Origin of the sequence: Leucobacter japonicus (assembly GCF_001273855.1) — a bacterium.
GTDB lineage: Bacteria > Actinomycetota > Actinomycetes > Actinomycetales > Microbacteriaceae > Leucobacter > Leucobacter japonicus.
This window is the reverse complement of the sequence record NZ_JHBX01000142.1, coordinates 15,079-41,424: the sequence shown is the minus strand read 5'-3', so window position 1 is coordinate 41,424 and position 26,346 is coordinate 15,079. Positions and strand designations below refer to the sequence as shown.

General features: G+C 67.4%; 23 protein-coding genes and 1 tRNA gene. 5 read left to right on the top strand and 19 right to left on the bottom strand.

Annotated features, from left to right (window positions below):
• Nucleotides 1-39: 39 nt before the first annotated feature.
• Nucleotides 40-1,191, top strand: coding sequence for a glycerate kinase (locus AMS67_RS14400; protein WP_053388001.1), 1,152 nt, complete (start codon nt 40-42; stop codon nt 1,189-1,191).
• 45 nt (nt 1,192-1,236) lie between these two features.
• On the opposite strand, the gene AMS67_RS14395 is transcribed toward AMS67_RS14400, so the two are convergent.
• The 7 genes from AMS67_RS14395 to AMS67_RS14370 form a co-directional block, all read right to left on the bottom strand.
• Nucleotides 1,237-2,724, bottom strand: coding sequence for an MFS transporter (locus AMS67_RS14395; RefSeq protein WP_075201428.1), 1,488 nt, complete (start codon nt 2,722-2,724; stop codon nt 1,237-1,239).
• 119 nt (nt 2,725-2,843) lie between these two features.
• A complete protein-coding gene (locus AMS67_RS14390; RefSeq protein ID WP_053353502.1) occupies nt 2,844-3,716 on the bottom strand; it encodes a M48 family metalloprotease in 873 nt (290 codons plus the stop codon).
• Nucleotides 3,717-3,728: 12 nt separating this feature from the next.
• The gene (locus tag AMS67_RS14385) at nt 3,729-4,298 is read right to left on the bottom strand and encodes a LemA family protein (protein WP_053387999.1); all 570 of its coding nucleotides are present in this window, start codon (nt 4,296-4,298) and stop codon (nt 3,729-3,731) included.
• 51 nt (nt 4,299-4,349) lie between these two features.
• Nucleotides 4,350-4,496, bottom strand: a complete 147-nt coding sequence (locus AMS67_RS17475; RefSeq protein ID WP_156316692.1) for a hypothetical protein — start codon at nt 4,494-4,496, stop codon at nt 4,350-4,352.
• A gap of 30 nt (nt 4,497-4,526) precedes the next feature.
• Nucleotides 4,527-4,928 carry a hypothetical protein gene (locus tag AMS67_RS14380; protein ID WP_156316691.1) on the bottom strand — a complete coding sequence of 134 codons (402 nt, stop codon included), beginning with the start codon at nt 4,926-4,928 and terminating at the stop codon, nt 4,527-4,529.
• Between the two features lie 102 nt (nt 4,929-5,030).
• Nucleotides 5,031-5,107, bottom strand: a tRNA-Leu gene (locus AMS67_RS14375).
• 129 nt (nt 5,108-5,236) lie between these two features.
• Nucleotides 5,237-7,087, bottom strand: a complete 1,851-nt coding sequence (locus tag AMS67_RS14370; protein ID WP_053387997.1) for a phosphoenolpyruvate carboxykinase (GTP) — start codon at nt 7,085-7,087, stop codon at nt 5,237-5,239.
• 128 nt (nt 7,088-7,215) lie between these two features.
• On the opposite strand from AMS67_RS14370, the gene AMS67_RS14365 reads away from it, so the two are divergent.
• Nucleotides 7,216-8,697, top strand: a complete 1,482-nt coding sequence (locus AMS67_RS14365; protein WP_082305541.1) for a helix-turn-helix domain-containing protein — start codon at nt 7,216-7,218, stop codon at nt 8,695-8,697.
• Nucleotides 8,698-8,771: 74 nt separating this feature from the next.
• Here the strand turns inward: AMS67_RS14365 and AMS67_RS14360 are convergent, their stop codons facing one another.
• From AMS67_RS14360 to AMS67_RS14330, 7 genes are all read right to left on the bottom strand, one after another.
• Nucleotides 8,772-10,103 carry an NAD(P)/FAD-dependent oxidoreductase gene (locus tag AMS67_RS14360; RefSeq protein ID WP_053353506.1) on the bottom strand — a complete coding sequence of 444 codons (1,332 nt, stop codon included), beginning with the start codon at nt 10,101-10,103 and terminating at the stop codon, nt 8,772-8,774.
• 125 nt (nt 10,104-10,228) lie between these two features.
• Nucleotides 10,229-10,711 (bottom strand): DUF501 domain-containing protein, encoded by a 483-nt coding sequence (locus AMS67_RS14355; RefSeq protein ID WP_053353507.1) that lies wholly within the window; start codon nt 10,709-10,711, stop codon nt 10,229-10,231.
• The gene (locus AMS67_RS14350) at nt 10,708-11,247 is read right to left on the bottom strand and encodes an FtsB family cell division protein (protein WP_053387995.1); all 540 of its coding nucleotides are present in this window, start codon (nt 11,245-11,247) and stop codon (nt 10,708-10,710) included. Before AMS67_RS14350 ends, AMS67_RS14355 begins: the two co-directional genes overlap by 4 nt.
• A 58-nt stretch (nt 11,248-11,305) precedes the next feature.
• Nucleotides 11,306-12,583 (bottom strand): phosphopyruvate hydratase, encoded by a 1,278-nt coding sequence (gene eno, locus AMS67_RS14345; RefSeq protein WP_053387994.1) that lies wholly within the window; start codon nt 12,581-12,583, stop codon nt 11,306-11,308.
• Nucleotides 12,584-12,674: 91 nt separating this feature from the next.
• Entirely contained in the window at nt 12,675-13,109 is a 435-nt protein-coding gene (locus AMS67_RS14340; protein WP_053387993.1) for a VOC family protein, read from the bottom strand.
• A gap of 117 nt (nt 13,110-13,226) precedes the next feature.
• Nucleotides 13,227-14,537 (bottom strand): histidine--tRNA ligase, encoded by a 1,311-nt coding sequence (gene hisS / locus AMS67_RS14335; RefSeq protein WP_053387992.1) that lies wholly within the window; start codon nt 14,535-14,537, stop codon nt 13,227-13,229.
• Nucleotides 14,538-14,605: 68 nt separating this feature from the next.
• Complete coding sequence (locus tag AMS67_RS14330) at nt 14,606-15,319, bottom strand: MazG nucleotide pyrophosphohydrolase domain-containing protein (RefSeq protein ID WP_053387991.1); 714 nt, start codon at nt 15,317-15,319, stop codon at nt 14,606-14,608.
• A 104-nt stretch (nt 15,320-15,423) separates the two neighbouring features.
• On the opposite strand from AMS67_RS14330, the gene AMS67_RS14325 reads away from it, so the two are divergent.
• Nucleotides 15,424-15,906: a hypothetical protein gene (locus AMS67_RS14325; RefSeq protein ID WP_053353513.1), complete on the top strand. Its 483-nt coding sequence runs from the start codon at nt 15,424-15,426 to the stop codon at nt 15,904-15,906.
• A 68-nt stretch (nt 15,907-15,974) separates the two neighbouring features.
• Here the strand turns inward: AMS67_RS14325 and mfd are convergent, their stop codons facing one another.
• The 5 genes from mfd to hutH form a co-directional block, all read right to left on the bottom strand.
• A complete protein-coding gene (gene mfd, locus AMS67_RS14320; protein WP_053387990.1) occupies nt 15,975-19,601 on the bottom strand; it encodes a transcription-repair coupling factor in 3,627 nt (1,208 codons plus the stop codon).
• Complete coding sequence (gene pth / locus AMS67_RS14315) at nt 19,598-20,224, bottom strand: aminoacyl-tRNA hydrolase (protein WP_053387989.1); 627 nt, start codon at nt 20,222-20,224, stop codon at nt 19,598-19,600. Before pth ends, mfd begins: the two co-directional genes overlap by 4 nt.
• Before the next feature lie 114 nt (nt 20,225-20,338).
• Nucleotides 20,339-20,926 (bottom strand): 50S ribosomal protein L25/general stress protein Ctc, encoded by a 588-nt coding sequence (locus AMS67_RS14310; protein WP_053387988.1) that lies wholly within the window; start codon nt 20,924-20,926, stop codon nt 20,339-20,341.
• Between the two features lie 161 nt (nt 20,927-21,087).
• A complete protein-coding gene (locus tag AMS67_RS14305) occupies nt 21,088-21,927 on the bottom strand; it encodes an IclR family transcriptional regulator (protein WP_053387987.1) in 840 nt (279 codons plus the stop codon).
• Nucleotides 21,928-21,961: 34 nt separating this feature from the next.
• Complete coding sequence (gene hutH, locus AMS67_RS14300) at nt 21,962-23,536, bottom strand: histidine ammonia-lyase (RefSeq protein WP_053387986.1); 1,575 nt, start codon at nt 23,534-23,536, stop codon at nt 21,962-21,964.
• Nucleotides 23,537-23,778: 242 nt separating this feature from the next.
• Between hutH and AMS67_RS14295 the strand changes: the two genes are divergently transcribed.
• Complete coding sequence (locus AMS67_RS14295) at nt 23,779-24,729, top strand: arginase family protein (RefSeq protein WP_053387985.1); 951 nt, start codon at nt 23,779-23,781, stop codon at nt 24,727-24,729.
• Nucleotides 24,730-24,868: 139 nt separating this feature from the next.
• Nucleotides 24,869-26,344, top strand: a complete 1,476-nt coding sequence (locus AMS67_RS14290; RefSeq protein ID WP_053387984.1) for an amino acid permease — start codon at nt 24,869-24,871, stop codon at nt 26,342-26,344.
• Nucleotides 26,345-26,346 lie beyond the last annotated feature (2 nt).

Below are 26,346 nucleotides of genomic sequence, written 5' to 3'. Positions count from 1 at the left end.
CGCGGCTCCCCGACACGACTGATTCGATAGCGTTGAGACATGCGTATCGTCATCGCACCGGACAAGTTCAAGGGCTCGCTCGACGCCGGCGGAGTGGGTGCAGCGATCGCCGACGGAATACGGTCGTGCGTTCCAGACGCTGACATCACCGTGGTTCCGATGGCAGACGGTGGCGAAGGAACGCTTGAAGCCGCAATCGCCAGCGGTTTCATGGAGCATTCCCTCATGGTGACCGGCCCGCTCGGGGCGCCGCTCAACGCCTCATTCGCTGTGCAGGATCACTTCGCAGTCGTTGAACTTGCTCGCGCTTCCGGGCTTGAACTCCTTCCGCCCGCGCACCGAAACGCACTCGCGGCGACGTCTCGCGGCACCGGAGAACTTATCGTCGCCGCGCTTGATGCCGGGGCCACGACCATTGTGCTTGCCATCGGTGGAAGCGCATCCACGGACGGCGGAGCCGGCATGCTCGCCGCCCTGGGCGCGCGATTCTTCGACGAAGCCGACCACGAGCTTCGCGACGGGGGTGCCGCATTGGCAGAGCTGCACCGCGTCGATTTTTCCCGTCTCGATCCGCGGATCACGACGACCCGATTCATCCTCGCCAGCGACGTCGACAATCCGTTGCTCGGGCCGAGGGGCGCTGCGGCCGTGTTCGGGCCCCAGAAAGGGGCCAGCCGTACCGATATCGTGCTGCTCGAATTGGCACTCACGCGATTCGCGGCCCACGTTGTCCAGGAGTCGGCATTGGGCGGTGCCGCGTTCGATGCTGCGACCTCCGCCGGTGCCGGTGCCGCTGGAGGCGTCGGATTCGCTGCGCTCCACGTGCTCGGAGCGACCCAGCGACCGGGCGTCGACATGGTCGCGGAGTTCACTCGGCTTCGCGCTCACTTGGCGGGGGCCGATCTCGTCATCACTGGCGAAGGCTCGTTCGATCAGCAGAGCATCGGCGGCAAAACCCCGGTCGGCGTCGAGCGTGCGGCGCAGTCCCTGCAGATTCCGACGATTGCCGTCTGTGGAACCACGACACTCCCCGAATCCGACTGGCGTGCTGCGGGATTCGTGGGGTGCTACGCCGTGATGGACCTGGCTCCGAACCGCGCAGAGAGCATGCGGCACGCGGATCGGTATCTCAAAGAGATCGGGAGCGACATCGCAGGTCGGCTGCGCGACGAATCCCAGTCTCGCGCGTAGCCCCGCCCTGCCCAACTCAACATCACTGGCCTGGACTGGTGAGCCTCACGCGGACGGATGATGCCGATCATCGTCGCGATCGTCCGGCTTCGTGCCGGGCGTCGACTGCTCGAGTTCAGTCACAATTTCGCTGACGCCGATCGCACCCGTCGCCGAGCTGCTCGACCCTTCCTGCGGCACCGACTCCCCCGCACCAATAATCGGTGCCGGCCTGGCCTCGCGGCGCAGCACGGAGATCGGCGCCGTCAGCGTCTCGACCTGCGCGCTCGGGTCATCATCGAGGCCCGGGCGCCCGACATGGGTGACCCGCACGTGCGTGCCGTCGCGGTGGAACCGCAGGTTGCGTTCGGAGAACAACCACGCCAGGCCGATCCCGAATGCCACCAGGCCTGCTGCGGCGCTGATGAACAGGGTGGACCGGGGCCCGAGCGCATCGGCCGCGGCGCCGACCAGCGGTGCACCAATGGGGGTGCCGCCCATCAGAATCGCCATGTACAGAGCAAGCACTCGCCCGCGCACCGCTGGTGCGGCCGTCGTCTGCACGAAGCCATTCGCGGTGGTCAGCATCGTGGAAATCGCGAGCCCGAAGAACACGAGGGTCGCCGCGAACGTCCAGAAATTCGGCATCACAGCCGCGATGACACTCACGATGCCGATGCCGCCCACCGCGATGATCACCACTCGCATACGCGCTGCCGGCCTGCGTGCAGAGAGCAGCGCGCCCGCCAGCGAGCCGATCGCGAGCACCGACGAGAGCAATCCGTAGTCGCTCGCACCCCGACCGAACTCGATCGCCATTGTCGACGAGATCACCGGAAAGTTCATGCTGAACGCGCCGACGAGAAAGACCATCGCGAAGATCACCAGCAGGTCGTGGCGGCCGCGCACGTAGCGGAACCCTGCGGAGAGCTGACGCCACTGCGACTCACGGCGCCCCGTCTGCGGCGGCTTGACCCGGCGCGTGCGAATCGCCGCGAGTGCGCCGAGCACAGCCAAGAATGAAACCGCGTTGATCATGAAGACCCAGCCCGAACCGATCGCTGCAATCAGCACACCCGCGACGGCAGGGCCGATCAGTCGCGCCGAGTTGAACGACGCCGAATTGAGCGCGACCGCGTTCGATGTCTGTTCGAGACCGACGAGGTCGGAGACGAACGCCTGACGCGACGTTGTGTCGAAGGCGTTGACCACTCCGAGCGCGAGCGCAAAGCCGTACAGATGCCAGAGTTCCGCCTGACCGGTGATCAAGAGGAGCCCGAGACCCGCGGCGAGCAGCATGAGGAGCGACTGCGTCACCATGAGCACGCGTCGACGGTCGAAGCGATCCGCCACCGCCCCGCTGAACGGTACGAGCAGCAGCTGCGGGCCGAACTGCAGCGCCATCGTCGTGCCGACTGCCGCCGCATTCGTATCGGTGAGCTCGGTCAGCACCACCCAGCTCTGCGTCGTGGCCTGCATCCAGGCGCCGATGTTCGATACCAGCGCTCCGAAGAACCAGATGCGGTAATCGCGAACGGAGAGCGAGCGGAACATGGTTGACACGGTACGGGCGACCTCCTCGGCTACCCCTCTACCTTACGCCTGCCCGACCAGCCAACCTCTCAACTGTGCCGCCGAGCATTCGCCGCACCCGGTGAGCGTGAACGAGCGAACTAGAACTTGCCGCCCATGTCGAGCAGGCGACGGATGCGATCGGGAATCGGCGGGTGGGTGGCGAAGAGTCGCTGCACCATGCCCGGCTTCAGCGGGTCGGCGATCCAGAGGTGCGCCATGCTCGACTGCTGGCGCTGCAGCGGCTGCCCGTAGGTCGAGAGCTTGTGCAGCGCGCTGGCGAGTGCCTCGGGGTGACGCGTCGTCATCGCACCGGTGGCGTCGGCCAGGTACTCGCGCTGCCGCGAGACCGCGAGCTGCACGACGGTCGCGACGAGCGGCGCCACCAGCATCGCGACCAATCCGAAGATCAGTACGACGGGATTGCCGTTGTTGTTATTGCGGCCGAAGAACGCCATGCGCACGAGCACATCGGCGATCATGCCGACGGCGACCACGAGGCCGTACACGATCATCGACACGCGAATGTCGTAGTTCCGCACGTGACCGAGCTCGTGCGCCATAACGCCCTCGAGCTCGGGATCGGTCATGAGATCGAGCAACCCGGTCGTCGCCGCCACCATCGCGTGTTCGGGGTCGCGCCCCGTGGCGAAGGCGTTCGGCGCCGGGTCGTTCACGATGTAGACCTCGGGCATCGGGCTTCCCGTGGTGATCGACAGGTTTTCGACGATGCGGTAGAGCCGCGGGTGGTCGGCCTCGGTGATGCGCTGGGCGCCGCTCATCGAGATGGCCTGGCGCCCAGCCATGAAGTATTGGAACAGCGCATACCCGATCGACACGACGACGACCGCGATCACGATGCCCGGCGAGCGATAAATGGTCGCGGCCAGATAGCCGAGGCCCCCAACGATGCCGAGAAACAGCAGAATGATCAGGAAGCTGTTGACCTTATTGCGGCGTATTGCCCGGTACACGGCCCGCCCCGATTAGAACTGGATGCGCGGCGGCTCCGAGATCGAAGCAACGTCTTCGACCTCGAAGAACACGCGCTCCGTGAAGCCCATGCCACGGGCGAACAAGGTGTTGGGGAACACCTGAATCTTCGTGTTGTACTCGCGCACGCCACCGTTGTAGAACCGACGCGACGCCTGGATCTTGTTCTCGGTGTCGACAAGCTCGCTCTGCAGCTGCAGGAAGTTCTGGCTGGCCTGCAGCTGCGGGTATGCCTCGGCCACCGCGAAGATGCTCTTCAGTGCCTGCTGCATGTGATTCTCAGCAGCCGACGCCTCAGCCGGGCCCTGAGCAGAAATGGTCTCGGCGCGCGCCTTGGTGACGTCGTCAAACACGCTCTTCTCGTGGGCCGCGTACCCCTTGACCGTCTCGACGATCGCCGGAATGAGGTCGGCGCGACGCTTCAGCTGCACCGTGATGTCGCTCCACGCCTCATCGACGCGCACGCGCAGCGTCACGAGCGAGTTGTACGTCGCCCAGACGTACCCGATGAGCACTACAAGCACGCCGCCCACGACGAGCGTGGCAATCAATCCACCAGACATGGTTGGCATCTTACCGGTGGCGGCATTGAATCTGCTGGGATCAGCTGATGCTTATGGCGTCGCAGCGCGCGACCTCGCTCGCGCTCGTTCGCGCTGTGCTCGCTCACGGCGCAGTCGGGCAGCCCGAACGCGCATCAGCACCGCGAAAACGACGGCGATGAGGATCGCGGCGACGAGCACGAACTTGGCGAAGAGCACGCGGTCAGCCTAGTCGACTCGACGGCCGGCTCAGTTACGCGACGCCGACGTCTGGCGGCGGCTGCAGCGGCGATGACTCCGCCAGACGTGCGCGGCAGTGAGGAACACGAAGGCACCGAACAGAGACTGCGCGAGCACCCCGAACAGGGACAGGCCACCAACGGCGAAGAACACGCTCCAGTTCACGGCGAGGTCCGCGACCATCACGATGACGGCCATGGGAGCCGCCGCCCGCGATCGACGTATGAGCAGCACGACGATGAGTGGGTCGAGCACGGTGAGCAGCACCCAGAAGCATCGAACGAGTGTCGGGAAATCGGAGTAGACGTCGCGTCCACCGAGCACAAGATCGATTGCGTGCGTGGTGGTCCCCGCCGCGAAGCCGATGAGCCACACGAAAACGGTCAACCTGGTTTTCGTCATCGTGCGCACGTCGCCAGTGTATTGCGGCGACGGCCATGCAGTTCGCCCTGACAGACGAGACCATGAGCCTGGCCCCGCGATCCCACGGGCTGACGACCTCACGGCCGCTCCTGGTCCCCCCACAGGGATTCGAACCCTGACTGTGCCGATTTTAAGTCGGCTGCCTCTGCCAGTTGGGCTATAGGGGGCTCGTCCGATTCTCGCAGACTCTGCGAGGTCGAACGATCCGGCGCGAGCGCCGGGTACGAGTAAGCCCCGCCATTGGGCAGAACGGCGGGGCCTACGGTCTCGGGGCGCCGGGCGAGCCGGCGCGGATGCTACGCGTCGCCGAGGCGGGCGCGGAGCTCGGTCAGCTGCGCGGAGAGCGCGGCCGGAACCCGGTCACCGAACTGGCCGAAGAACTCTTCGGTCAGGCCGGCCTCGGCGAGCCACGACGTGGGATCGATCGCAAACAGCTCGTCGAGATCGCCCTGCGGCACCTCGATGCCGTCAAGGTTGAGCTCACCGGCTGCCGGAATCGTGCCGACCGCGGTCTCGCGTCCCTCGACCGAGCCCTCGACGCTGCGAATGATCCAGTCGATCACGCGCGAGTTCTCGCCGAATCCGGGCCACAGGAAGCGACCGTCGGCACCCTTGCGGAACCAGTTGACCTGGAAGATCTTCGGTGCGTTCTCGCCGAGCTCTTCACCCATCTCGAGCCAGTGGCCCCAGTAGTCGGCCATGTTGTAGCCGCAGAACGGCAGCATGGCGAAGGGATCGCGACGCAGCTCGCCGACGGTGCCCTCCTGGGCCGCAGTCTTCTCGGACGAGATGGTCGCGCCGACGAACACGCCGTGCTCCCACGACAGCGACTTGGCGACGAGCGGCACGTTGGTCGCACGACGACCGCCGAAGAGGATCGCGTCGAGCGGCACGCCGTTCTGCTCGTACCAATCCTGCGCGAGCGTCGGAGTCTGCTGAATCGGCACGGTGAAGCGCGAGTTGGGGTGCGCGGCGACACGACCCGACTCGGGCGTCCACGACTCTCCCTGCCAGTCGGTGAGGTGCGCGGGCACTTCGTCGGTCTTGCCCTCCCACCACACGTCGCCATCGTCGGTCAGTGCCACGTTCGTGAAGATCGTGTTGCCCCAGAGCGTCTCGACCGCGACGGGGTTCGTCGACTCGCCGGTACCCGGTGCGACTCCGAAGAAACCCGCCTCGGGATTGATCGCGTACAGACGCCCGTCGGCACCGGGTCGCAGCCAGGCGATGTCGTCGCCGATGGTCTCGACCTTCCAGCCCGGGATCGTGGGCTGCAACATCGCGAGGTTCGTCTTGCCGCATGCAGACGGGAATGCCGCCGACAGGTGGTACGCCTTGCCGCTCTCGGTGTTCGTCAGCTTGAGCAGCAGCATGTGCTCGGCGAGCCAGCCCTCGTTGCGGCCCATGACACTCGCGATGCGCAGCGCAAAGCACTTCTTCGACAGCAGCGCGTTGCCGCCGTAGCCCGAACCGTACGACCAGACTTCGAGGGTCTCCGGGAAGTGCGTGATGTACTTGGTGTCGTTGCAGGGCCAGGCCACGTCTTCCTGACCGAATTCGAGGGGCGCACCCACCGAGTGCACGGTACGCACCCACTCGCCGCCGGGAAGAATGCCGTCCAGCGCATCCTGCCCCATGCGCGTCATGATGCGCAGGTTGAGCACGGCGTAGGGCGAATCGGTGATCTCGATACCGAGCTGCGTAATCGCACCGCCGACAGGGCCCATCGAGAACGGTGCGACGTACATGGTGCGTCCGCGCATCGAACCGGCGAAGAGCGGCATGAGTTCGCGCTTCATCGCGTCGGGGGCGACCCAATTGTTGGTCGGGCCGGCGTCGGCTTCATCGACCGAGCAGATGAAAGTGCGATCCTCGACGCGCGCAACGTCGGAGGGATTCGAGCGAGCAAGGAAGCTCCCCGGGCGCAGGTTCTTGTTGAGCGGGATCAACGTGCCCGCTTCGACCATCTCGCCGGTGATGCGATTCCACTCGTCTTGCGAGCCGTCGCACCAGACCACATACTCCGGCTGTGTCAGTTCGGCGACCTCGGTCACCCACTGCAGCACTTCTTCGTTGGTCGTCGTCGCGCCGCTGCGAACGAGATCGGCAACCGTGTTCTCGGTATCGATGGTCTGGGTCAGTGCCATGACGTGCTCCTCGGAATGTGACGCCGCCGGGCGAAGAACCGGCGACATGTCCATTCTGAGTGGGCCGTTCACCAGCGATTCACCCTTTCGAGCAGAAATTTTCGCCATTTTTGACATATAGTCAAGGAATGACCCCTGAAGTGCCCCCAACCACCTCTGGATTCGACGAGTCCGAACTCGACCGTCTCATCCTCGGGAAACGCATTCGTCACTTCCGCACCCGCGCAGGCCTCACACTCGAACAGCTCGGCGAGCGGGTCGGCGTGGTCGCTAGCCAACTGTCGCTGATCGAGAATGGTCGCCGCGAGCCCCGCCTCGGGCTGCTGCAGAGCGTCTCCCGAGAGCTCGGCATCGATGCGGCCGAACTCCTCAAGCGCGAGGCTCCGGATCGCCGCAGCACCCTCGAGGTCGAACTCGAGCGCGCGCAATCGACGCCGACCTACTCACGGCTCGGACTCCCCCACGTGCGCACCCCGCGCACGTTGCCGGACGACACGCTCGAAGCCCTCGTGGGCCTGCACCGAGAATTGGCCCGGCGATCCCGCGCCGCCGCAACGACCTCGGAAGAGGCACGACGCGCGAACACCGCGATCCGCATGCAGATGCAAGCACGCGACAACTACATCCACGACATCGAGCTCATCGCCTCCGACCTCATGCGCCGCATCGGCCACACGCTCGGTGCCGTCACGCACCGCGAGGTCGCGATGCTCGCCGAGATGCTCGGATTCACACTGATCTTCGTCGATGACCTCCCGTCGAATACCCGCAGCATCACCGACCTCGAGCACGGGCGCATCTACCTGCCTCCGGCGTCGATCCCGGGCGGCCACGGCCTCCGCTCGCTCGCGCTCCAAGCCATGGCGCACCGTGTGCTCGGCCATTCCGAACCGTCGAGCTACGCGGAGTTTCTGCAGCAGCGGCTGCAGATCAACTACTTCGCGGCGGCGTGCCTCATACCCGAGGCTCGGGCTGTCGAGTTCCTGCAGGCCGCAAAACGCAACCGCAATCTCGCCATCGAGGATTTCCGCGACGCATTCGGGGTCACTCACGAGGCAGCCTCGCACCGGTTCACCAATCTCGCCACCCAGCATCTCGACCTTCGCGCCCACCACTACCGGGCCGACGGCGCGGGTGCCATCGTACGGGGATACCAGAACGACGGTCTCCCCTACCCCGCCGATGACTCCGGGTCGATCGAGGGCGAAGTACTCTGCCACAAATGGGGCGGCCGCACCGCGTTCAACCGGCGCAACCGCACCAGCGAGTTCTACCAGTACACGGACACCCCCTCGGGCACCTTCTGGTCGAGCGTGCAGACCGGCGATGCCGAACTCGGCCCGTTCGCGATCGCCTGTGGCGTCGCCTTCGACGATGCGAAGTGGTTCCGAGGTCGCGACACCACCGAACGGCAGGTATCGACCTGCCCCGACCCCGCCTGCTGCCGCACGCCGGCCGACGGTCTGCTCACCAAGTGGCAGGGCAAGGCCTGGCCGAGCGCGCGCATGCACGCCCACGTACTGTCACCGCTGCCGACCGGCACGTTCCCCGGCGTCGATGACACCGAGATGTACGAGTTCCTCGCGAAGCACTCGCCCGAAGCGTCCTAGCGACGCGCAGCGCAGAAACGGGAGTGGCCCCGCAGCGATGCTGCGGGGCCACTCCCGTTTCGAACGGATTCGCGTTACGCCTTGGGGCGCGACGCGAACTCCTCGAAGATGTCGCGGGGCTGCTGCACCGCTTCGATGTTGACGACATCGCGACCCAGGAAGAAGTGGGAGACCCAGCCGCCGAACACGCGCCACTTGCGCTCCCACGAGGGGATCGCGAGGCCGTGGTAGAAGCGGTGCGCGAGCCAGGCAAAGTAGCCCTTCATCGCGAACTTGCCCGACTGGAACACACCGGTGTTCACGCCGAGACCGGCGACCGCGCCGGCGTTCTTGTGGTTGTACTCGGCAACGCCTTCACCGCGCAGGTCGGCGACGATGTTCTTCGCGAGCAGCTTGCCCTGACGCACCGCGTGCTGCGCGTTGGGCACGCAGAAGCCGCCGGGGCCGGGGGTCGACGAGATGTCGGGGGTCTGCGAGGTGTCTCCGGCAGTCCACGCACCGACGAGAGCCTCGCCCTCTTCGGTGGTGATGCGGAGCGACGGGCTGCCGATGACGTGGCCACGGGGGCCGATCGGCAGGTCGGTGCCGCGCAGGAACGGGCGGGGCATGACGCCGGCGGTCCAGACGATCAGGTCGGACTCGTACTTTTCGCCGGTCGACAGCTCGATGTTGCCGTCGAGCGCCGACGAGAGCTGCGTGTCGAGGTGGATCTGCACGCCGCGGCGCGTCTGATCCTTGACGACCCAGTCTGCTGTCTCCTGCGAGACCTCAGGCATGATGCGGCCCATCGCCTCGACGAGGTGGAAGACCGTCTCGTCGAACGAGATCTCGGGGTAGCGACGCAGCAGCGAGGTCGCGAACGAGCGGAGCTCAGAGATCGTCTCGATACCGGCGAAGCCGCCGCCGACCACCGTGACGGTGAGCAGGCGCGCGCGCTCGGCCGAGTCCTTGGGCAGTGACGCAGCGCGCTCGAAGTTGCCGACCAGGCGATCGCGCACGGCGACGGCCTCTTCGATGGTCTTCATGCCGATCGCGTTGTCGGCGATGCCAGCGATCGGGAAGGTGCGCGAGACCGAGCCGGTCGTGATGACGATGTGATCGTACGAGAAGTCGTACGCCTCGCCCACGTTCGGCGTGATCGTCACGGACTTCGTCGCGTGCGAGATGCCGGTCACCTTGCCCGCGATGTTCGCGGTCTTGCTCAAGTGACGGCGGCGCGCGACCACCGCGTGGCGGGGCTCGATCGAACCGGAGGCGACCTCGGGGAGGAAGGGCAGGTACGCCATGTAGGGCAGCGGATCGACGATCGTGACCTCAGCCTCACCGGCACGGAGCAGCTTCTCGAGCTTCCATGCGGTGTAGAAGCCGGCGTAGCCACCACCAACGATCAGAATCTTCTTCGCCACGTAGCGATCTCCTTGCAGCAATCAGTGTCGGACCCGCAATGCGGGCACAGAAAAATCGGGCGCAACACGCCCGTGGACCAAGCTTATCGCCTTTTCACAGGTCCGCGTGACGAGAACTGAGGCGTTCAGCCGTTCCAGTCGCTTCGCGCAAGTGCCAAATCGCCGATCGGGTTGACGCCCGGGCCGGCGGCCAGCGCGTGACCGATGAGCGCATGCAGGCACTTGACACGGGTGGGCATGCCACCGGCGCTCACCCCGGCGACCTCGGGCACCTCGCCCACGCTGTCGCGATCGGCGATGAACTGCTCGTGCGCGCGCTGGTACTGCGCGCGCATCTCTGCGTCTTCTGCCAGCAGGTCGTTGAACTCGTTCATGACGCCCGCAGCTTCGAGGCGCGATGCCGCAGCAACCGCATCGGGGTGGCAGAGGTAGTAGAACGTCGGGAACGGAGACCCGTCAGGGAGTCGCGGTGCAGTTGCCACGACTGCCGGGCTTCCGTCTGCGGCACGGGCTGCGATTCCGATCACGCCGCGCGCTTCGCGCCCGAGCTGCTCGCTCACCGCCGCGATGTCGGCATCAGTGGGGGCGGTATAGGGCGGGCGGGTCATTGCGGGTTCTCCTCGGAGGATGTCGCCGGGTCGACAGCGTCGGTACCCGAAGCGGGGTCAGTGGTCTGGGTGGGTGCAGTGCCGACATCGGTCGATGCCGCGGGATCGACCGGAGGCGCATCCGTGGTGCCGGCGCTCAAAAACGACGCGGTCAGCGTGCGGGCCCAGTTCGTTGGGATGCGCGAGAGCTCGGCTTCCGTCTCTTCATCGGATTCGACCGGCATCACGATGTCGTCGATGACGTTGAGCTGGGTCTCCCCCGGCATGACGTAGAACAAGCGATCGCGTGCCATGGCGCGCACGTAGACCGGGTCTTTCCACTTCGCCCGCTCGGCATCGATGGCATCGACCGCTTCCTGGCTCTGCCGCACGCTTTCGCGCAGTTCAGAGATCTCTCGGCGCTGCTGCACGAACGTCGACAGGCTCGGGCTGACGATGACAGCACCTGCGAGCACGAGCACGACGACGACCACGGTGAATGCGCTGAACCGCAGGCTTGCAGCCCACGTTCCGATGTCATCGATCCAGCGTTTCATCGTGGTCGTCGTCTCGTACGTGCGGGGTGTTCGTCAGTGAGACCGGGAGATTCCGGGCTCAGGCCTCGAAGCGCGGGAAGGCGCCGCGGCCGGCGTACTGCGCTGCGGCACCCAGCTCTTCTTCAATGCGGAGGAGCTGGTTGTACTTCGCGACGCGGTCGGAACGTGCCGGTGCACCGGTCTTGATCTGGCCGCAGTCGGTCGCCACCGCGAGGTCGGCGATCGTCACGTCTTCGGTCTCGCCCGAGCGGTGCGACATCACGGCCGTGTAGCCCGAGCGCTGCGCGAGCTGCACCGCGTCGAGGGTCTCGGTCAGTGTGCCGATCTGGTTGACCTTGATGAGGATCGAGTTCGCCGCCCCCTGTTCGATACCCTGCGCCAGACGCTCGGGGTTGGTGACGAACAGGTCGTCGCCGACGAGCTGCACGCGCGCGCCGATTTCGTCGGTGAGGTGCTTCCAGCCCTCCCAGTCGCTCTCGTCGAGGGGGTCCTCGATCGAGACGAGCGGGTAGCGGTCGAGCAGGTCGGCGTAGTACGCGCTCATCTCGGCAGCGGTGCGCTGCTGGCCCTCGAACGTGTAGACGCCGTTCTCGTAGAACTCCGACGATGCCACGTCGAGCGCCACGGCCACGTCGCGGCCCGGCTCGTAGCCGGCGCGAGTGATGGCCTCGACGATCAGGTCGAGCGCCTCGGCGTTCGTGGGCAGATCGGGAGCAAAGCCGCCCTCATCGCCCAGGCCGGTCGACAGGCCCTTCTCGTTGAGCAGCGCCTTCAGCGAGTGGTAGACCTCGACGCCCCAGCGGAGGCCCTCGGAGAACGTCTCGGCACCGAGGGGCACCGCCATGAACTCCTGAATGTCGACGCCGGTGTCGGCGTGCGCGCCACCGTTGATGATGTTCATGAGCGGCACGGGGAGCGTGCGCGCGTTCGGGCCGCCGAGGTAGCGGTAGAGGGGCAGCTCAGCCGCTGCGGCTGCAGCGTGGGCGACGGCGAGGCTGACGCCGAGGATCGCGTTGGCGCCGACGCGCTCCTTGTTCTGGGTGCCGTCGACCTCCTTGAGCGTCTCGTCGATGATGCGCTGGTCGTCGGCCGAGAGGCCCTCGATCGCCGGCGCGAGCTCGTCAAAGACGGCGTCGACGGCGCGGGTCACGCCCTTGCCGAGGTAGCGGTCTTCGCCATCGCGCAGCTCGTACGCTTCGAACGCTCCGGTGGAGGCTCCCGACGGAACCGCTGCGCGGCCCACCGAATCGTCGGTCAGGCCGACCTCGACCTCAACGGTCGGGTTGCCTCGCGAATCGAGAATCTCTCGGGCGATCACTGCGTCGATAAAAGCCACTATGCGCTCCTTGAAGGGGTGTCCGGTGCCGGGTGAAAGCAAAGGGTGCGACGGGCGAACCCGCCGCACCCCAGTCTAGGGCACCGTCGACTCAGCCCTCGGGCTGTTCGAACGCTTCCGGCCCCTGCTCAGCAGCCACCGGGTCCATGTACAGGAATCCGAGCGAGTTGCCGTCGGGGTCGTCGAGATCGCGGGAGTACATGAAGCCGAGATCCTGCGCCGGGCGCGGCTCGCTGCCCCCGGCTGCGAGCCCTTTTGCGAGCACATCGTCCACGTCTTCGCGCGATTCGCGGCTGAACGCGAGCGACACCTGCGCGGACTCGTGCGCGTTGATGATCGGCTTGTCGGTGAAGGTGCTGAAGTACTCGCGCGTGAGCACCATGAAGAAGATGCTCTCGTCCCACACGACGCAGGCGGCGTTCTCATCGGTGAAGTTCGGGTTGATCTCGCAGCCGAGCGCCGTGTAGAAGGCTTTCGACCGTTCCAGGTCGTCGGTGGCGAAGTTGACGAAGATCTGCGTGCTCATGGCATCCTCCAGGTTCGGCCCGCCCCGTCGGCGCGGCGCACTGGTAAGCGTGGCACCGCGCCGCCGTCGCGTCAATGCGCGACCGGCGTTGCGCGGGCCACCTGCAGCGCCGCGTCGTCAGTCGGCGAGTGAGCGGAACTCCAGCGCGTCGGCATCCGAGACCCCGGCGCGCACGTTCGCGACGCTCGAGAACCCCTCTTCGGCCACGCGAGCGAGCAGCGTCTTCATGTTCTTCTGCCGCTTCTCGAGCCGCACGCGGTGCCCGCGCGACACCAGTTCGCGCTTGAGCGCCACGAGGTCGGCGAGTTCGACGTCGGCGTCGGCGATGAGCGCAACCGACTCTGGCCCGGTGGTCTCGGGCAGTTCGATGAGGTCGACGACGCGCTCGAACCCGATCGAGAAGCCGACCGCTGGCACGTCTTGCCCCAGGAAGCGCCCGACCATGCCGTCGTACCGGCCGCCGCCGCCCACCGAGCTGCCCGAGCCGGGGTGCGCGACCTCGAAGATGGTGCCGGTGTAGTACCCCATGCCCCGCACGAGGGTCGGGTCGAACTGCACGCTGACCCCCTCGGGCAGGCTTCCGGCGAGTGCGTCGCCCAGAGCGGCGAGATTGTCGACGCCCGCCTCGGCGGCGCCCTCGGGCAGCACCGCGGCAATCGCCTCACGGGTGAGGGCGATCCCGGCGCCGGATCCGTCGGCCCCGAGCAGCGGTTCGACCGCGGCGAGCACCGAACCGATGCGCTCGGCCCCGGCCGCGTCGATCTCGCGGAGCTCTTCGACGACGCCCGAGGCGCCGATCTTGTCGAGCTTGTCGATCGTGATGAGGGCGCGGTCATGGGTCTCGGCGGGGAACCCGCAGTGCTCGAGCAGGCCGAACAGGATGCGCCGATCGTTCACGCGAATCACGCACCCGGCGAGCCCGAGCGCGGCAAGCGCCTGCGAGGTCGCGGTGATGAGCTCGATCTCGGCGAGCAGCCCGGCCTCGCCGATGATGTCGATATCGGCCTGCACGAACTGGCGGTAGCGACCCTTCTGCGGTCGCTCAGCGCGCCAGACCGGCGCGATCTGGATGGAGCGGAACACGGGCGGCAACTCCGCCCGGTGCGAGGCGTAGAAGCGCGTCAACGGCACCGTCAGGTCGAATCGGAGCCCCAGGTCGGCCAGCTGCTCGGCGTCGCCCGCCTCGGCGGCCGCGGCCAACGACTCGGGGCGGATCCCGCGCTTCAGAATGGAGAAGCTGAGCTTCTCGTTGTCGCCGCCGAGCCCTGCGTGCAGACGCGCGTAGTCTTCGACCACCGGGGTCTCGATCTCATCGAAACCGTGCGAGCGATACACGCTCTTGATGATCCCGAGCGCGTGCTCGCGACGCGCCTTGTCAGCGGGAAGGAAGTCGCGCATGCCGCGCGGCGGGTTCACGGGTTGGGCCATGGTTCACCATTCTTCCACGGCACCGAACGCACCGCGCACCGCGCGGCGCCGGATCGCCCGGAGCGGCGTCAGCCCTCGTCGTGCAGCACGCGCGCGGTCAGACGCTCCACCGCGAGTCGCAGTGCGCGATCGGGATCGACCCCGGCACGGTTCGCCTGCATAATCATGGCGAGCATGGAGTCGCCGATGCCGAACTCTGCGAGGCGCTGCTCGTCGGGCCCGATCACCGCCGCGAGCGGGTCTTCGGGCGAGCTGTCGCCCGCACCCGGATCCACCAGCCCGGCACGTTTCAGGCGCTCCACGACCTTCGCGGCACGGGCGAGTGTGGGCATTCCGGCCGGAATCCCCTCGAGCGGGCCGCGAGACCCGCGCTCCTCCCCCGCAGCGTCCTCTTTCAAGCGCTCCCACTCTGCGTGGAGCTCCTCAACACTCATGTACCCGCGGTCGCCGAACACGTGCGGATGACGCGACACGAGCTTCTCGTTCAGCGTGCGCGCCACGCCGTCGATGTCGTAGCCCTCGCCGTCGCGCTCGGCGATCGCCGCGTGGAACAGCACTTGGTAGAGCACGTCGCCGAGTTCCGACTGCATCTCGTCGGCGGGCAGTTCGCGCTCGATCGCATCGATGAGCTCGGCGGTCTCTTCGACCAAGAACTGCGTCAGCGATTCGTGCGTCTGCACCTCGTGCCAGGCACACCCCCCGGGAGCCACGAGCCGTCGGATCGTGGCCAGCAATGCATCGAAGTGATTCGGACGTCCGGCTGCAGCAGCTTCGCTCGTCATAATCTGACACCCTATCTGGCGCGCAAAGTCTGTGTGATTGCTGTTAGCCTAGTCGCGCCCCGGGGAATCACGTTGGGGCACCGACGAACAAGGGGAATCCACACATGGAAAAGAAGTCTGTCTTCAAGCTCGCCGGCGTGCTGGGCGCTGCCGCACTCACGCTCAGCCTTGCGGCGTGCTCGGGCGGCCAGAGTGTTGCAGAGGCCTGCCAGGTCGCGAACAGCACCGTGAACGACGCGACGGGTGACCTGCAGAGCATCATGAGCGACGTCACCTCGGGCGGAGACCTCTCGACGGCGTTCGAGCCCATCAGCGCAGCACTCGATGAGGCCAAGTCGAAGGTCACGAACGAGGAAGTGTCGACGGCCCTCGCCGACGTCACCGCACAGTTCAACGCCATGAGCGACACCCTCTCGGGCTTCGAGATCCCGGACACGAGCAACATCGATCCGACCGACCCGGAGCAGATGGCCGAGCTCGAGAAGTTCCAGGAGGAATCGGCAGAGATCTCGACGAAGCTTCAGGAGCAGTCGACGGCGCTGACTGAATCCGGCAAGAAGCTGCAGGAAGTCTGCAGCGCCGGCTGAGCCAGGCATGGTGCAGGTCGGGCCCCGATTCCACATGACGGAATCGGGGCCCGACCTGTGTCACGGGGTCAGTTGGATGCGGGCGCGTCGGGCTCCAAGAGCGTGGTGAGCACGCGCGTCGTCCAGGCGACGATGTCGCTCTCGTCGCCCACGTGCTTCTGGCCGACACCGGCGAGCGGGCTGCGCGATGACGCGGTGCCGCCGGGCAGCGGAATCTGCAGGCTCTCGGTCGCCTCGACGGTGCGTGAGCCCGGGTACATTCGATTCATGCGCATTCGGCGCGAGTCGGGGAGCTTCACCGGTTCGATGCGCAGCGCCGGGCCCGCAGCGACGACCTTCGTCAGGCCGAGTCTCGAGGCGCGACGGCGCAGCGCCGAGACGGCGGCGAGCCGCTCGACCTCGGCGGGCGGGGCGCCGTAGCGGTCGGTGAGTTCTTCGAGCACGAGCGCCACGTGCTCTTCGGGGGCCTGCGGGTGGGAGGCCGCCGAGAACTTTTGGTACGCCTCGAGGCGCAGACGCTCGCTCTCGACGTACTCCTCGGGAATGTGGGCGTCGACCGGCAGTTCGAGCACGAGCTCGTGGGAACCGGCGACGTCTTCGCCCTTGAACGTGCTGACGGCTTCGCCGATCATGCGCAGATACAGGTCGAAGCCGACACCGGCGATGTGGCCCGACTGCTCGCCGCCGAGCAGGTTGCCGGCGCCGCGCAACTCGAGGTCTTTCAAAGCGACCTGCATGCCTGCGCCGAGCTCGTTGTTCGTGGCGAGCGTGTCGAGGCGCTCATGCGCGTGCTCGGTGAGCGGCTTGTCGGGATCGTAGAGGAAGTAGGCGTAGGCGCGCTCGCGGCTGCGCCCGACACGACCGCGCAGCTGGTGCAGCTGGCTGAGACCGTACTTGTCGGCGGCGTCGATGATGATCGTGTTGGCGTTCGCGATGTCGAGGCCGGTTTCGATGATGGTGGTCGACACCAGCACGTCGAACTTGCGCTCCCAGAAGTCTTGCACGACCTGTTCGAGCTGGTGCTCGCTCAGCTTGCCGTGCGCCACGGCGACGCGGGCTTCGGGCACGAGTTCGGCGATCTGGTTCGCGATGCGCGTGATCGACTGCACCCGGTTGTGTACGAAGAACACTTGGCCTTCGCGCAGCAGTTCGCGACGGATGGCGGCGGTGATCTGCTTATCGCTGCGCGGACCGACGAACGTGAGGATCGGATGACGATCTTCTGGCGCGGTCGCGAGGGTGGACATTTCACGGATGCCGGTCACGGCCATCTCGAGCGTACGCGGGATGGGCGTCGCGCTCATCGCGAGGATGTCGACGTTGGTTTTCAGCTTCTTGAGCGAATCCTTGTGCTCGACGCCGAAACGCTGCTCCTCGTCGATGATGACGAGGCCGAGGTCTTTGTAGCGCACGCTCTCGGCCAGCAGCCGGTGGGTGCCGATGACGACGTCGACGGTGCCGGCGGCAAGCCCGTCGAGGGTGTCGCGCGACTCCTTCTCGGTCTGGAATCGACTGAGCGGGCGCAGTCGCACGGGGAACCCGGCGAAGCGGTTCTGGAACGTCTCGAGATGCTGGTTCACGAGCAGCGTCGTCGGTACGAGCATCGCGACCTGCTTGCCGTCTTGCACCGCCTTGAACGCGGCGCGCACCGCGACCTCGGTCTTGCCGAAGCCGACGTCGCCCGCGATCAGGCGATCCATCGGGATCGACCGCTCCATGTCGCGCTTCACCTCGTCGATGGTGGTGAGCTGGTCGAGCGTCTCGGCGTACGGGAACGCTTCTTCGAGCTCGTGCTGCCACGGGGTGTCGGTCGAGAAGGCGAATCCCTGGGAGGCCACGCGCGCCGAATAGAGCTTCACCAGCTCGACGGCGATGTCGCGCACGGCCTTGCGCGCCTTCTTCTTCGCGGTCGCCCAGTCGCTGCCGCCCATCTTCGAGAGCGCCGGGGCCTCGCCGCCGACGTATCGGGAGAGCTGATCAAGCTGATCGGTCGGCACGTACAGCTTGTCTTTCGGCATGTTGCGCTTGGTCGAGGCGTACTCGAGCACCAGGTATTCGCGCAGCGCCTTCGTCGCATCGCGCCCGATGCCGGTCGGCACCATCCGCTGCGTCAGTTCAACGAACTGGCCGATGCCGTGCGTCTCGTGCACGACGTAGTCGCCCGGCACGAGCTTGAGCGGGTCGACGACATTCTTGCCGCGCCGCTTTGCAAGTTTCTGGCCGGCCGCCGCCTGCGCCCCGGCAGAGCGCCCGAAGAACTCGGCCTCGGTCGCGACGAGCAGGCGCGCTTCACCGCTCTCGAAGCCCGACCAGGCGGTTCCGGCAACGAGATAGACCACTCCGTCGTCGAGGGCCTCGGGCAGCTCGTCGACGATGCGTGCGGCTGCGCCGGCCTCGGCCAGCACGTCGCGTGCGCGCTCCACGAGCCCGATGCCCTGTGCGGTGACGATCGCGTGCCAGCCGTCGCGCAGTCGCTCGCCGATGAGTCGAATCGCGGCACCGGTGGCCTCGCCGACCTGCGCCGGCCGCGGAAACACCCCGGCGTGCACGGCCAGCACCGACGGATCACTGGTCGACGCGACCGCGTCTGAGACGGTTTCGTCGCGCACGAAGTTGGAGACCGACCACCAGGGGCGCCCCGCTGAGGCGGCGCGCAGTTGGCCGATGGACAGCATGCCGCTGTCGTCGACCGGCACCGGCGCGTCGGCACCCGCCGTTGCGGCCTGCCAGGCCGCCTCCAAGAACTCGCGGTTCGTCTCGGCGAGGCTCACCGAACGGCTCGCCACGCGCTCCGGCGACGCGACGAGCACGGCGCCGCCCTCGGGCAGCAGTGCAGTCAGCGGTGAGACGCCAGGAAGCAGCTGCGGCAGCAGGCTTTCCATACCCTCGACCGGAATGCCCTGACTGATCTTTTCGAGGAGCGAGCTGAGCGCCGGAAACTGCGGCAACAACTCGGCCGCTCGCGCGCGCACATCGGGGGTAAGCAGCAGCTCACGAGCCGGCCACAACTCGATACCGGGCAAGGGATCGCCAGCACTGCGCTGATCTGAGACCGCGAAGCGCTTGATCTGATCGACTTCGTCGCCGAAGAAGTCGACGCGCACGGCCTGTTCGGCCGTCGGTGGGAAGACGTCGAGGATGCCGCCGCGCACGGCGAACTCGCCACGACGCGTGACCATGTCGACGCGGGTGTACGCCGCATCGACGAGACCACGCGCCACCGATTCAAGGCCGTCGGAATCGGCGCCCGCCGTGAGCACGATCGGTGAAGCCGCGGCCGCGTGCGGCGACACCGGCTGCAGCGCGGCGCGCACCGAGGCCACCACGATGAGCGGTACCTCACCGGTGTGCTCGCGCAGGAGGCGCAGAGCGGCGGCACGGCGGCCCACCGTTTCAGCGCTCGGGCTGAGCCGCTCGTGCGGCAGCGTCTCCCATGCGGGGAATTCTGTTGCGATGGCTTCGGGCACGAGCGATGCGAGCGCGCTGCGGAGTGCGTCGGCCTCGCGGCTGGTCGCGGCGATGACGAGCAGTGCGCCGCGATCGCCCCCGGCACGGCGTCGGCGCAGCATGCCCGCGATCAGCGGGGCACGCAGTCCCTCCACGACGGAAAGCTCCACGTCGGAGCCGCTCGCATCGAGCGCGGTGGAGAACGACGCCGATGCCTCGAGCAGGTGATCGAGCCCCCGCAGCGTCACTGCGCCCTCCGGCTGTGGAATCGCTGCTGTGCGGCGAGCAACCCCTCATCGACGAGTGCTTCCGCGGCGTCTGCCGCGTCTTCGAGCAGCACCCCGAGGTTTGCCCGCTCGGACGTGCCGAACGGCTTCAACACGAAATCTGCCGGGTCTTGCTGCCCCGGAGGTCTACCGATGCCGATGCGCACGCGAAGAAACTCGGGCGTCGCGAGCGCCTTCGCGATGTCGCGGAGCCCGTTGTGACCGCCGTGGCCGCCGCCCTGCTTGAGCTTCACGGTGTCGAACGGGAGGTCGAGTTCGTCGTGCAGCACGATCACGCGCTCGGCGGGCACACCGAAGTACTTCGCGAGCGCGGAGGTCGGGCCGCCCGACGTGTTCATGTACCCGTTCGACTTGGCGAGCACGAGCTTGGGGCCACCGGGGCGCACGCGCCCCTCGGCGACGCGCGAACCGGTGCGGTGCGCCGAGAACCTGCCTCCGATGCGACCGGCAAGGACGTCGAGGGCCATCTGGCCGACGTTGTGCCGAGTGGCCTCGTATTTGGCCCCCGGGTTGCCGAGACCCACGATGAGCCAGCTGTCATCGGACACGTGATCCTCCGCTTTCTTTCGCTTGCGCCAAAACATTCGTTCCCCTCTCGGCACCCATCTTCGCAGGCGCCTCCGACATTCACGGAGAAACGAACGGCCCGCCGGTCGGCGACGCATCGCCGAGCCGACGGGCCCGTATTCGAGAGGAGATTACTCCGCTGCGGCTTCCTCAGCCGACTCCTCGTCGTCAGCAGCCGCGCCGCGGGGCACGACGATGTTCACGATGAGCTGCTCGGGATCGCCCAGCAGGGTGGCACCCTTCGGGAGTTCGATGGCACCGGCGAGCACCTGAGCGCCCTCTTCGAGGCCCTCGACGCTGACCTCGATGTGCTCGGGGATGGAGGTCGCGGGGACGCTGAGGTGCAGGGTGTTGAGCTCCTGCAGCGCGTTGGTGCCCGAGAACGACTCACCGGTGACGTGCACGGGAACCTCGACGTCGACCGTCTCGCCCTTCTTCACGACGATGAGGTCGACGTGCTCGATGATCTGGCGTACCGGATCTTTCTGCACGTCCTTGACAAGCACGAGCTGGTTCTTGCCCGCGATGTCGAGCTCGATGATCGCGTTCTTCTGACGCAGGATCAGGCTCAGCGGGTGGGTGTCGATCGACACGTGGATCGGCTCCGTGCCGTGGCCGTACACCACTGCGGGGGTCTGGCCGGCAGCGCGGAGCTTGCGTGCAGCGCCCTTGCCAAAGTTATCGCGTGCGTGGCCGACGAGCTGGTTGGTCTCGCTCATAGTGATATCTCCTTGCGGGCTCTCGCCCAATGAGGGCGGTCTGGCCGCCGGAATTGGTGTCTCGCACTTGCGTAGCTACGCAGCAAGATGGCCCGCTGAGGCAGTCCGTCCCGCGTCGATCACGGGCTCGAAGGCCCCTCGCCGAAGTACAGCCACCAAGTCTACACCATGGTTTCCGACCGACCGGCCCGCTGCGGCGCACGGTCGGTGCGCGATGCACTCGGTGTCGCAGCGCGACCGTGGATGCGGGTCGACAGCGATGTCGCCGCGGCACGCACTTCTGCCGCCAAACCTGCCGCGACCTCGGGCGCCACGCCCGCTGCAGGATAGGTCACTGCGATGGCTGCCACCGGCCACCCCCGATGGTCGAGCACCGGCACTCCGATCGACGAGAGACCGGCGGTCACCGACCCCTCCTCCAATGCGTAGCCGCGCGTCGTTGTGGCATCGAGCACGCTGCGGAGTCGGGAATAGCGGTCGATCCCGTCCGGGTCGTCGTGCCGGTGCACGAATGCCTCGCGGTCGGGGAAGAGGGCGCGCACCTGCGCCTTCGGCAGCGCCGCGAGAATGGCGCGGCCGCTCGCGGTGAGCTGCATGGGCAGTCGCACGTCGACGTCGGTCACGAGCGGCGGCGACCCGGGAGCCCGCTCCTCGACGACGTAGAGCACATCCCGACCGTGGGGAACGGCGAGGTGGCCACTGAGCCGCACCCGATCGACGAGTGCGGCCAGCAACGGGCGCCCGATGCGGGCGAGCGGCTCCTGGCGCTCGTACGCAGAGCTCAGCTCGACCGCGGCGATGCCGAGGCCGTACCGTCGCTCCTCGGGGAGGTGCATGACGAACCCGTGCTCCTGCAGCGTGTCGAGCAGGTGGTACACCGTCGACCGCGGCAGGTCGAGCTGCCCGGCGATCATGCTCGCGGCGAGCGGTCCGCGCGAGCTCGCGAGCAGCCTGAGGATGCGCAGCGTGTGATCGGCTGCGGGAACCTTCGGCGTCACCATCTCCGCAGCCTATCCCCCGCCGCCGTACCCGACCTCACTCGAGCGGCGCGCCGAGCGCTCCGGCGACTGCGGCCGTGACCTGGCCGCTCGCCACGAACCCGTGGGCCGCGGTGATCGTCGGCGACAGGAACGTGTCGGTCTCGGGCGCGGGAATGCTGGTGCGGAACAGCGCATGCACGGCCGCGGTCGCGGGCGCGGGATCGCCACCCCCGGCGAGCGCCCGGAAGTCGAGCGCACGGGTCGACGCGAGCAGCTCGATGCTGAGCACGCGCGCGAGCCCATCGATCGCACGACGCAGTTTGCGCCCGGCGGCCCACCCCATCGAGACATGATCCTCTTGCATCGCCGATGACGGAATCGAATCGACGGAGGCTGGAGCGGCGAGACGCTTGAGCTCGGAGACGATGCCGGCCGCCGTGTACTGCGCGATCATGAGGCCCGAGTCGAGCCCGGCGTCGGCCGCGAGGAACGGCGGCAGGCCGTGGTTGCGCGCGACATCGAGGAATCGGTCGGTGCGGCGCTCCGAGATGCTCGCGACGTCGGCGACGGCGATCGCGAGGAAGTCGAGCACGTAGGCGACCGGAGCGCCGTGGAAGTTGCCGTTCGATTCGACGCGACCGTCGGCCAACACCACCGGGTTGTCGACCGCGGAGACGAGTTCGACGCCGGCAACGCGTGCGGCGTGGGCCGCGGTATCGCGCGCCGCGCCGTGCACCTGCGGAGCACAGCGCAGCGAATAGGCGTCTTGCACCCGCGTGAACTCGTCGTCGCGCGGGCGCTGCACGAGATGGGAGCCGTCGAGTACCCGGCGCATGTTGTGCGCGGCACTCGCCTGCCCCGGGTGGGGCCGGAGGGCCTGCAGGTCGGCGGCGAACACCGCGTCGGTGCCGGTGAGCCCTTCGACCGAGGCAGCAGCAGCGATGTCGGCAACCGTGAGCAACTGCGCGAGATCGGTGAGGGCCAGGCAGAGCATGCCGAGCATGCCGTCGGTGCCGTTGATCAGCGCGAGCCCCTCCTTCTCTGCGAGTACGAGCGGGGTGATTCCCGCTGCGGCGAGCGCGTCGGCCGCGGCGACCGGAATGCTGTCGGCGTCCGCGGAGGTGCGGACGTCGCCCTCGCCCATGAGCGTGAGGGCGCAGTGCGCGAGGGGGCTGAGGTCTCCGGAGCAGCCGAGTGAACCGTACTCGTGAACCACCGGCGTGATGCCGGCGTTCAGGATCGCCGCGTAGGTCTCGACGACGGCGACGCGCACGCCCGTGCGGCCGCTGGCCAGCGTGTTCAGACGCAGCAGCATCAGTGCGCGCACGACCTCGCGCTCGACATGGTCGCCGGTGCCCGCCGCATGCGAGCGGATGAGGCTGCGCTGCAGCTGCTGCCGCTTCTCGACGGGGATCTGCACGTTCGCGAGCGCCCCGAATCCGGTCGAAACGCCGTAGTGGGGACGCGTGTCATCGGCGAGCTTCTCGATCACGCGGCGGCTCTCATCGACACGGGCGATCGCCTCGGGAGCGATCTCGACCGGCGCGTCGTGACGGGCGACCGAGACGACGTCGGCGATGGTCAGGGGGGCGGCGCCGAGAACGACGGCGGGTGCAGCGTGATCAGTCATGGATCGATCTCAGCGCACTCGCGACCCGGCGACCACTGGATCGCGTGGGTGCGTGTCCGGGATTCCGGACAAATGGGCCGAGGGGGTCGATCTGGGATCCCGGACGGGCGATTTCGCTCGGCCGATGCGTGGTGCGTGCCCCGAACGGCACACTGGGGTCAGCATCCCCGCGACGGCGCCACGATCCGCAACGACACCGAATCGAGCGCCCGCACGAACCGATCGATCTTCCGAGGAGTCCCATGGCCGCCACCCTGTCGCACGATCCGCTCTGGCCCCGCACCGGCGCCTGGCCCGTCAGCGCTGCGGCGGATACGGGGCCGATCGACCTCGCGATCATTGGCGTACCGACATCGCGCACTTCGCTGTCGCCCTCGAACGCGCACGAGACCCCTGCGGCGATCCGCGAGGCGATCCGGCGCTACTCCGGCCATGTCGTCGGCTCTGGAGCCCCGCACCGTCGCGGCTCCGAGTCGCAGCTCGTGCTCGACGAGGCACTCACCATTGTCGACGCCGGCGATTGCCCGGACCCCGACACCGAGCCCGGCGAGCAGTCGGCCGCCTCAATGATCGCAGCGCTCGCCGCACGCGCCGCACTCGTCGTCGCGCTCGGCGGCGACAATGCACTCACCGTGCCGGCTGCGCTCGGCATCGCCGGGGCCTCGCTCGGCACAGCCGGCCTGATCACGTTCGACGCCCACCACGATCTGCGTGATGGGCGCAGCAACGGCTCGCCCGTGCGCCGCGTCATCGAGGCGGGTCTCGACCCGCGGCGCATCGTACAGATCGGCATCGCCGACTTCGCGAACTCCCTGGCCTACCGCGAACGGGCGCAGCAGCTCGGCATCACGGTGATCCACCGCGATGAACTCCACGAGCGACCGATGCGCGACGTCGTCGCCGAAGCCCTGGAGATCGCCGGCGCCGGTGGCGGCCCGATCCATGTCGACCTCGATGTCGATGTCTGCGACCGCTCGGTGGCCCCCGGGTGCCCGGCGTCGATTCCCGGAGGCATCCAAGCCCACGAGCTGCGCACGGCGACCCGGCTGCTCGCCGCAGACGATCGCGTCCGCGGCATCGACATCGCCGAGGTCGATGCGACCGCAGACGCACCTGACGGCCGAACCGTGCGTCTCGCCGCTCTGCTCGTGCTCGAGGCTGCCGCCGGCCTCGCCCATCGACTCGGGCGCTGACCCGGCTCGGACCCACCCGAAGCTCAACGCCTGGGCGCACCACCTGACGCCCGCCACCTCTCTTGACGCGCACCGGCGTCGCGGGGCGCGCCGTCGCGCCCGATTTCTCCCCTCCGTTCAACGACGAAAGGATGATGCCATGACCGTTCCGGCACCCGCATCGACTACCACCGCCGATCCCTCGCCCGACGAGTCGGGTTCGCACTCGGGCCTGCAGCGCGGGCTGACGGCGCGCCACATCCGTTTCATGGCACTCGGGTCGGCCATCGGCACCGGGCTCTTCATGGGATCGTCGGGGACGATCCAGACCGCTGGGCCCGCCGTGCTGCTGGCCTACGTGATCGGCGGCGCGGCGGTCTTCATGGTGATGCGCGCGCTCGGTGAGATGGTCGTGCGCCACCCCGTCTCCGGTTCGTTCGGGCAATACGCGTCCCGATACATCCACCCGTACGCGGGGTTCCTGGTCGGGTGGACGTTCGCCTTCGAGATGTTTCTCGTCGCGGTCTTCGATGCCACCGCTATCGGCGTCTACATGCGGTTCTGGTTCCCCGACGTCTCGCAGTGGGTGTGGGTGCTCGCGGTCGTCTGCTTCATCGCCGCGATCAATCTCATCGGCGTCAAGGTCTTCGGAGAACTCGAATTCTGGTTCGCGCTCATCAAGATCGTCGCGATCATCGCCCTGATCGTCGCCGGCATCGGCATCATCCTGTTCGGATTCGGTGCCGCCGGCCACGACCAGATGGGACCGCAGAATCTCGTGGATCACGGCGGGTTCCTGCCGCACGGCGTGTGGGGGCTCCTCGCCTCCTTCACGATCGTGATGTTCGCCTTCGGGGGCATCGAGATCATCGGTGTCACCGCCGGAGAGGCGCAGAACCCGAAGCAGGTGCTGCCGAAGGCGATTAACTCGGTGCCCGTGCGCATCCTGCTCTTCTACGTGCTGACGCTCGGCGTGATCATGTGCATTCAGCCCTGGGTTGAGCTGACCGGCGAGACAAGCCCGTTCGTCTCCATCTTCGAGTCCGTCGGTTTCCAGGCCGCGGCAGCGGTCTTCAACGTCGTGCTCATCACCGCCGCGCTCTCAGCGATGAACGCCGATATCTTCGGCGCCGGGCGCATGCTGCACGGGCTCGCCGAGCAGGGCCAGGCCCCGCGCTCATTCACGCGGACCACGCGCACCGGAGTGCCGATCATGACCGTCATCACCATGGTGATCGGCCTGCTCGTCGGCGTCGTGCTCAACTATCTCTACCCCGATCAGGTGCTATTCCTGCTCGGTGCGCTCGCGACCTTCGCGACGGTGCTGGTCTGGCTGGTGATCCTCGTCGCACACATCCGCATGAAGGCCGAGATCGCCCGCGACCGCAGGCTGCCGAGCGAGTTTCCCGTGCCGCTGTGGCCGGTGGCCTCATGGCTCACGGTCGGATTCATCGTGTTCGTGATCGTGATGGTCGGCATCGTGCCCGAGTCTCGGCCCGCTCTCTGGGTGGGGCTGATCTGGGTCGCCGCGCTGACCGCGTGCTACCTGCTCTTCGTGCGCGGTTCCGGACGACGGCCGCACCAGCTCGTCGACCGCACCGAGCCCATCGCCATCGCTTCGACGCCCGAGCGCTGAGC

Bases quoted from the DNA above. Each gene is read 5' to 3' on its own strand.
- AMS67_RS14400 (WP_053388001.1), top strand. From the start codon at position 40: ATGCGTATCGTCATCGCACCGGACAAGTTCAAGGGCTCGCTCGACGCC.
- AMS67_RS14350 (WP_053387995.1), bottom strand. From the start codon at position 11,247: ATGAAACGCTGGATCGATGACATCGGAACGTGGGCTGCAAGCCTGCGG.
- AMS67_RS14325 (WP_053353513.1), top strand. From the start codon at position 15,424: ATGGAAAAGAAGTCTGTCTTCAAGCTCGCCGGCGTGCTGGGCGCTGCC.
- AMS67_RS14340 (WP_053387993.1), bottom strand. From the start codon at position 13,109: ATGAGCACGCAGATCTTCGTCAACTTCGCCACCGACGACCTGGAACGG.
- AMS67_RS14355 (WP_053353507.1), bottom strand. From the start codon at position 10,711: ATGACCCGCCCGCCCTATACCGCCCCCACTGATGCCGACATCGCGGCG.
- AMS67_RS14310 (WP_053387988.1), bottom strand. From the start codon at position 20,926: ATGAGCGAGACCAACCAGCTCGTCGGCCACGCACGCGATAACTTTGGC.
- AMS67_RS14395 (WP_075201428.1), bottom strand. From the start codon at position 2,724: ATGTTCCGCTCGCTCTCCGTTCGCGATTACCGCATCTGGTTCTTCGGA.
- pth (WP_053387989.1), bottom strand. From the start codon at position 20,224: ATGTTTTGGCGCAAGCGAAAGAAAGCGGAGGATCACGTGTCCGATGAC.
- hutH (WP_053387986.1), bottom strand. From the start codon at position 23,536: ATGACTGATCACGCTGCACCCGCCGTCGTTCTCGGCGCCGCCCCCCTG.
- AMS67_RS14305 (WP_053387987.1), bottom strand. From the start codon at position 21,927: ATGGTGACGCCGAAGGTTCCCGCAGCCGATCACACGCTGCGCATCCTC.
- AMS67_RS14295 (WP_053387985.1), top strand. From the start codon at position 23,779: ATGGCCGCCACCCTGTCGCACGATCCGCTCTGGCCCCGCACCGGCGCC.
- AMS67_RS14290 (WP_053387984.1), top strand. From the start codon at position 24,869: ATGACCGTTCCGGCACCCGCATCGACTACCACCGCCGATCCCTCGCCC.
- AMS67_RS14370 (WP_053387997.1), bottom strand. From the start codon at position 7,087: ATGGCACTGACCCAGACCATCGATACCGAGAACACGGTTGCCGATCTC.
- AMS67_RS14385 (WP_053387999.1), bottom strand. From the start codon at position 4,298: ATGTCTGGTGGATTGATTGCCACGCTCGTCGTGGGCGGCGTGCTTGTA.
- AMS67_RS14330 (WP_053387991.1), bottom strand. From the start codon at position 15,319: ATGACGAGCGAAGCTGCTGCAGCCGGACGTCCGAATCACTTCGATGCA.
- AMS67_RS14365 (WP_082305541.1), top strand. From the start codon at position 7,216: ATGACCCCTGAAGTGCCCCCAACCACCTCTGGATTCGACGAGTCCGAA.
- hisS (WP_053387992.1), bottom strand. From the start codon at position 14,537: ATGGCCCAACCCGTGAACCCGCCGCGCGGCATGCGCGACTTCCTTCCC.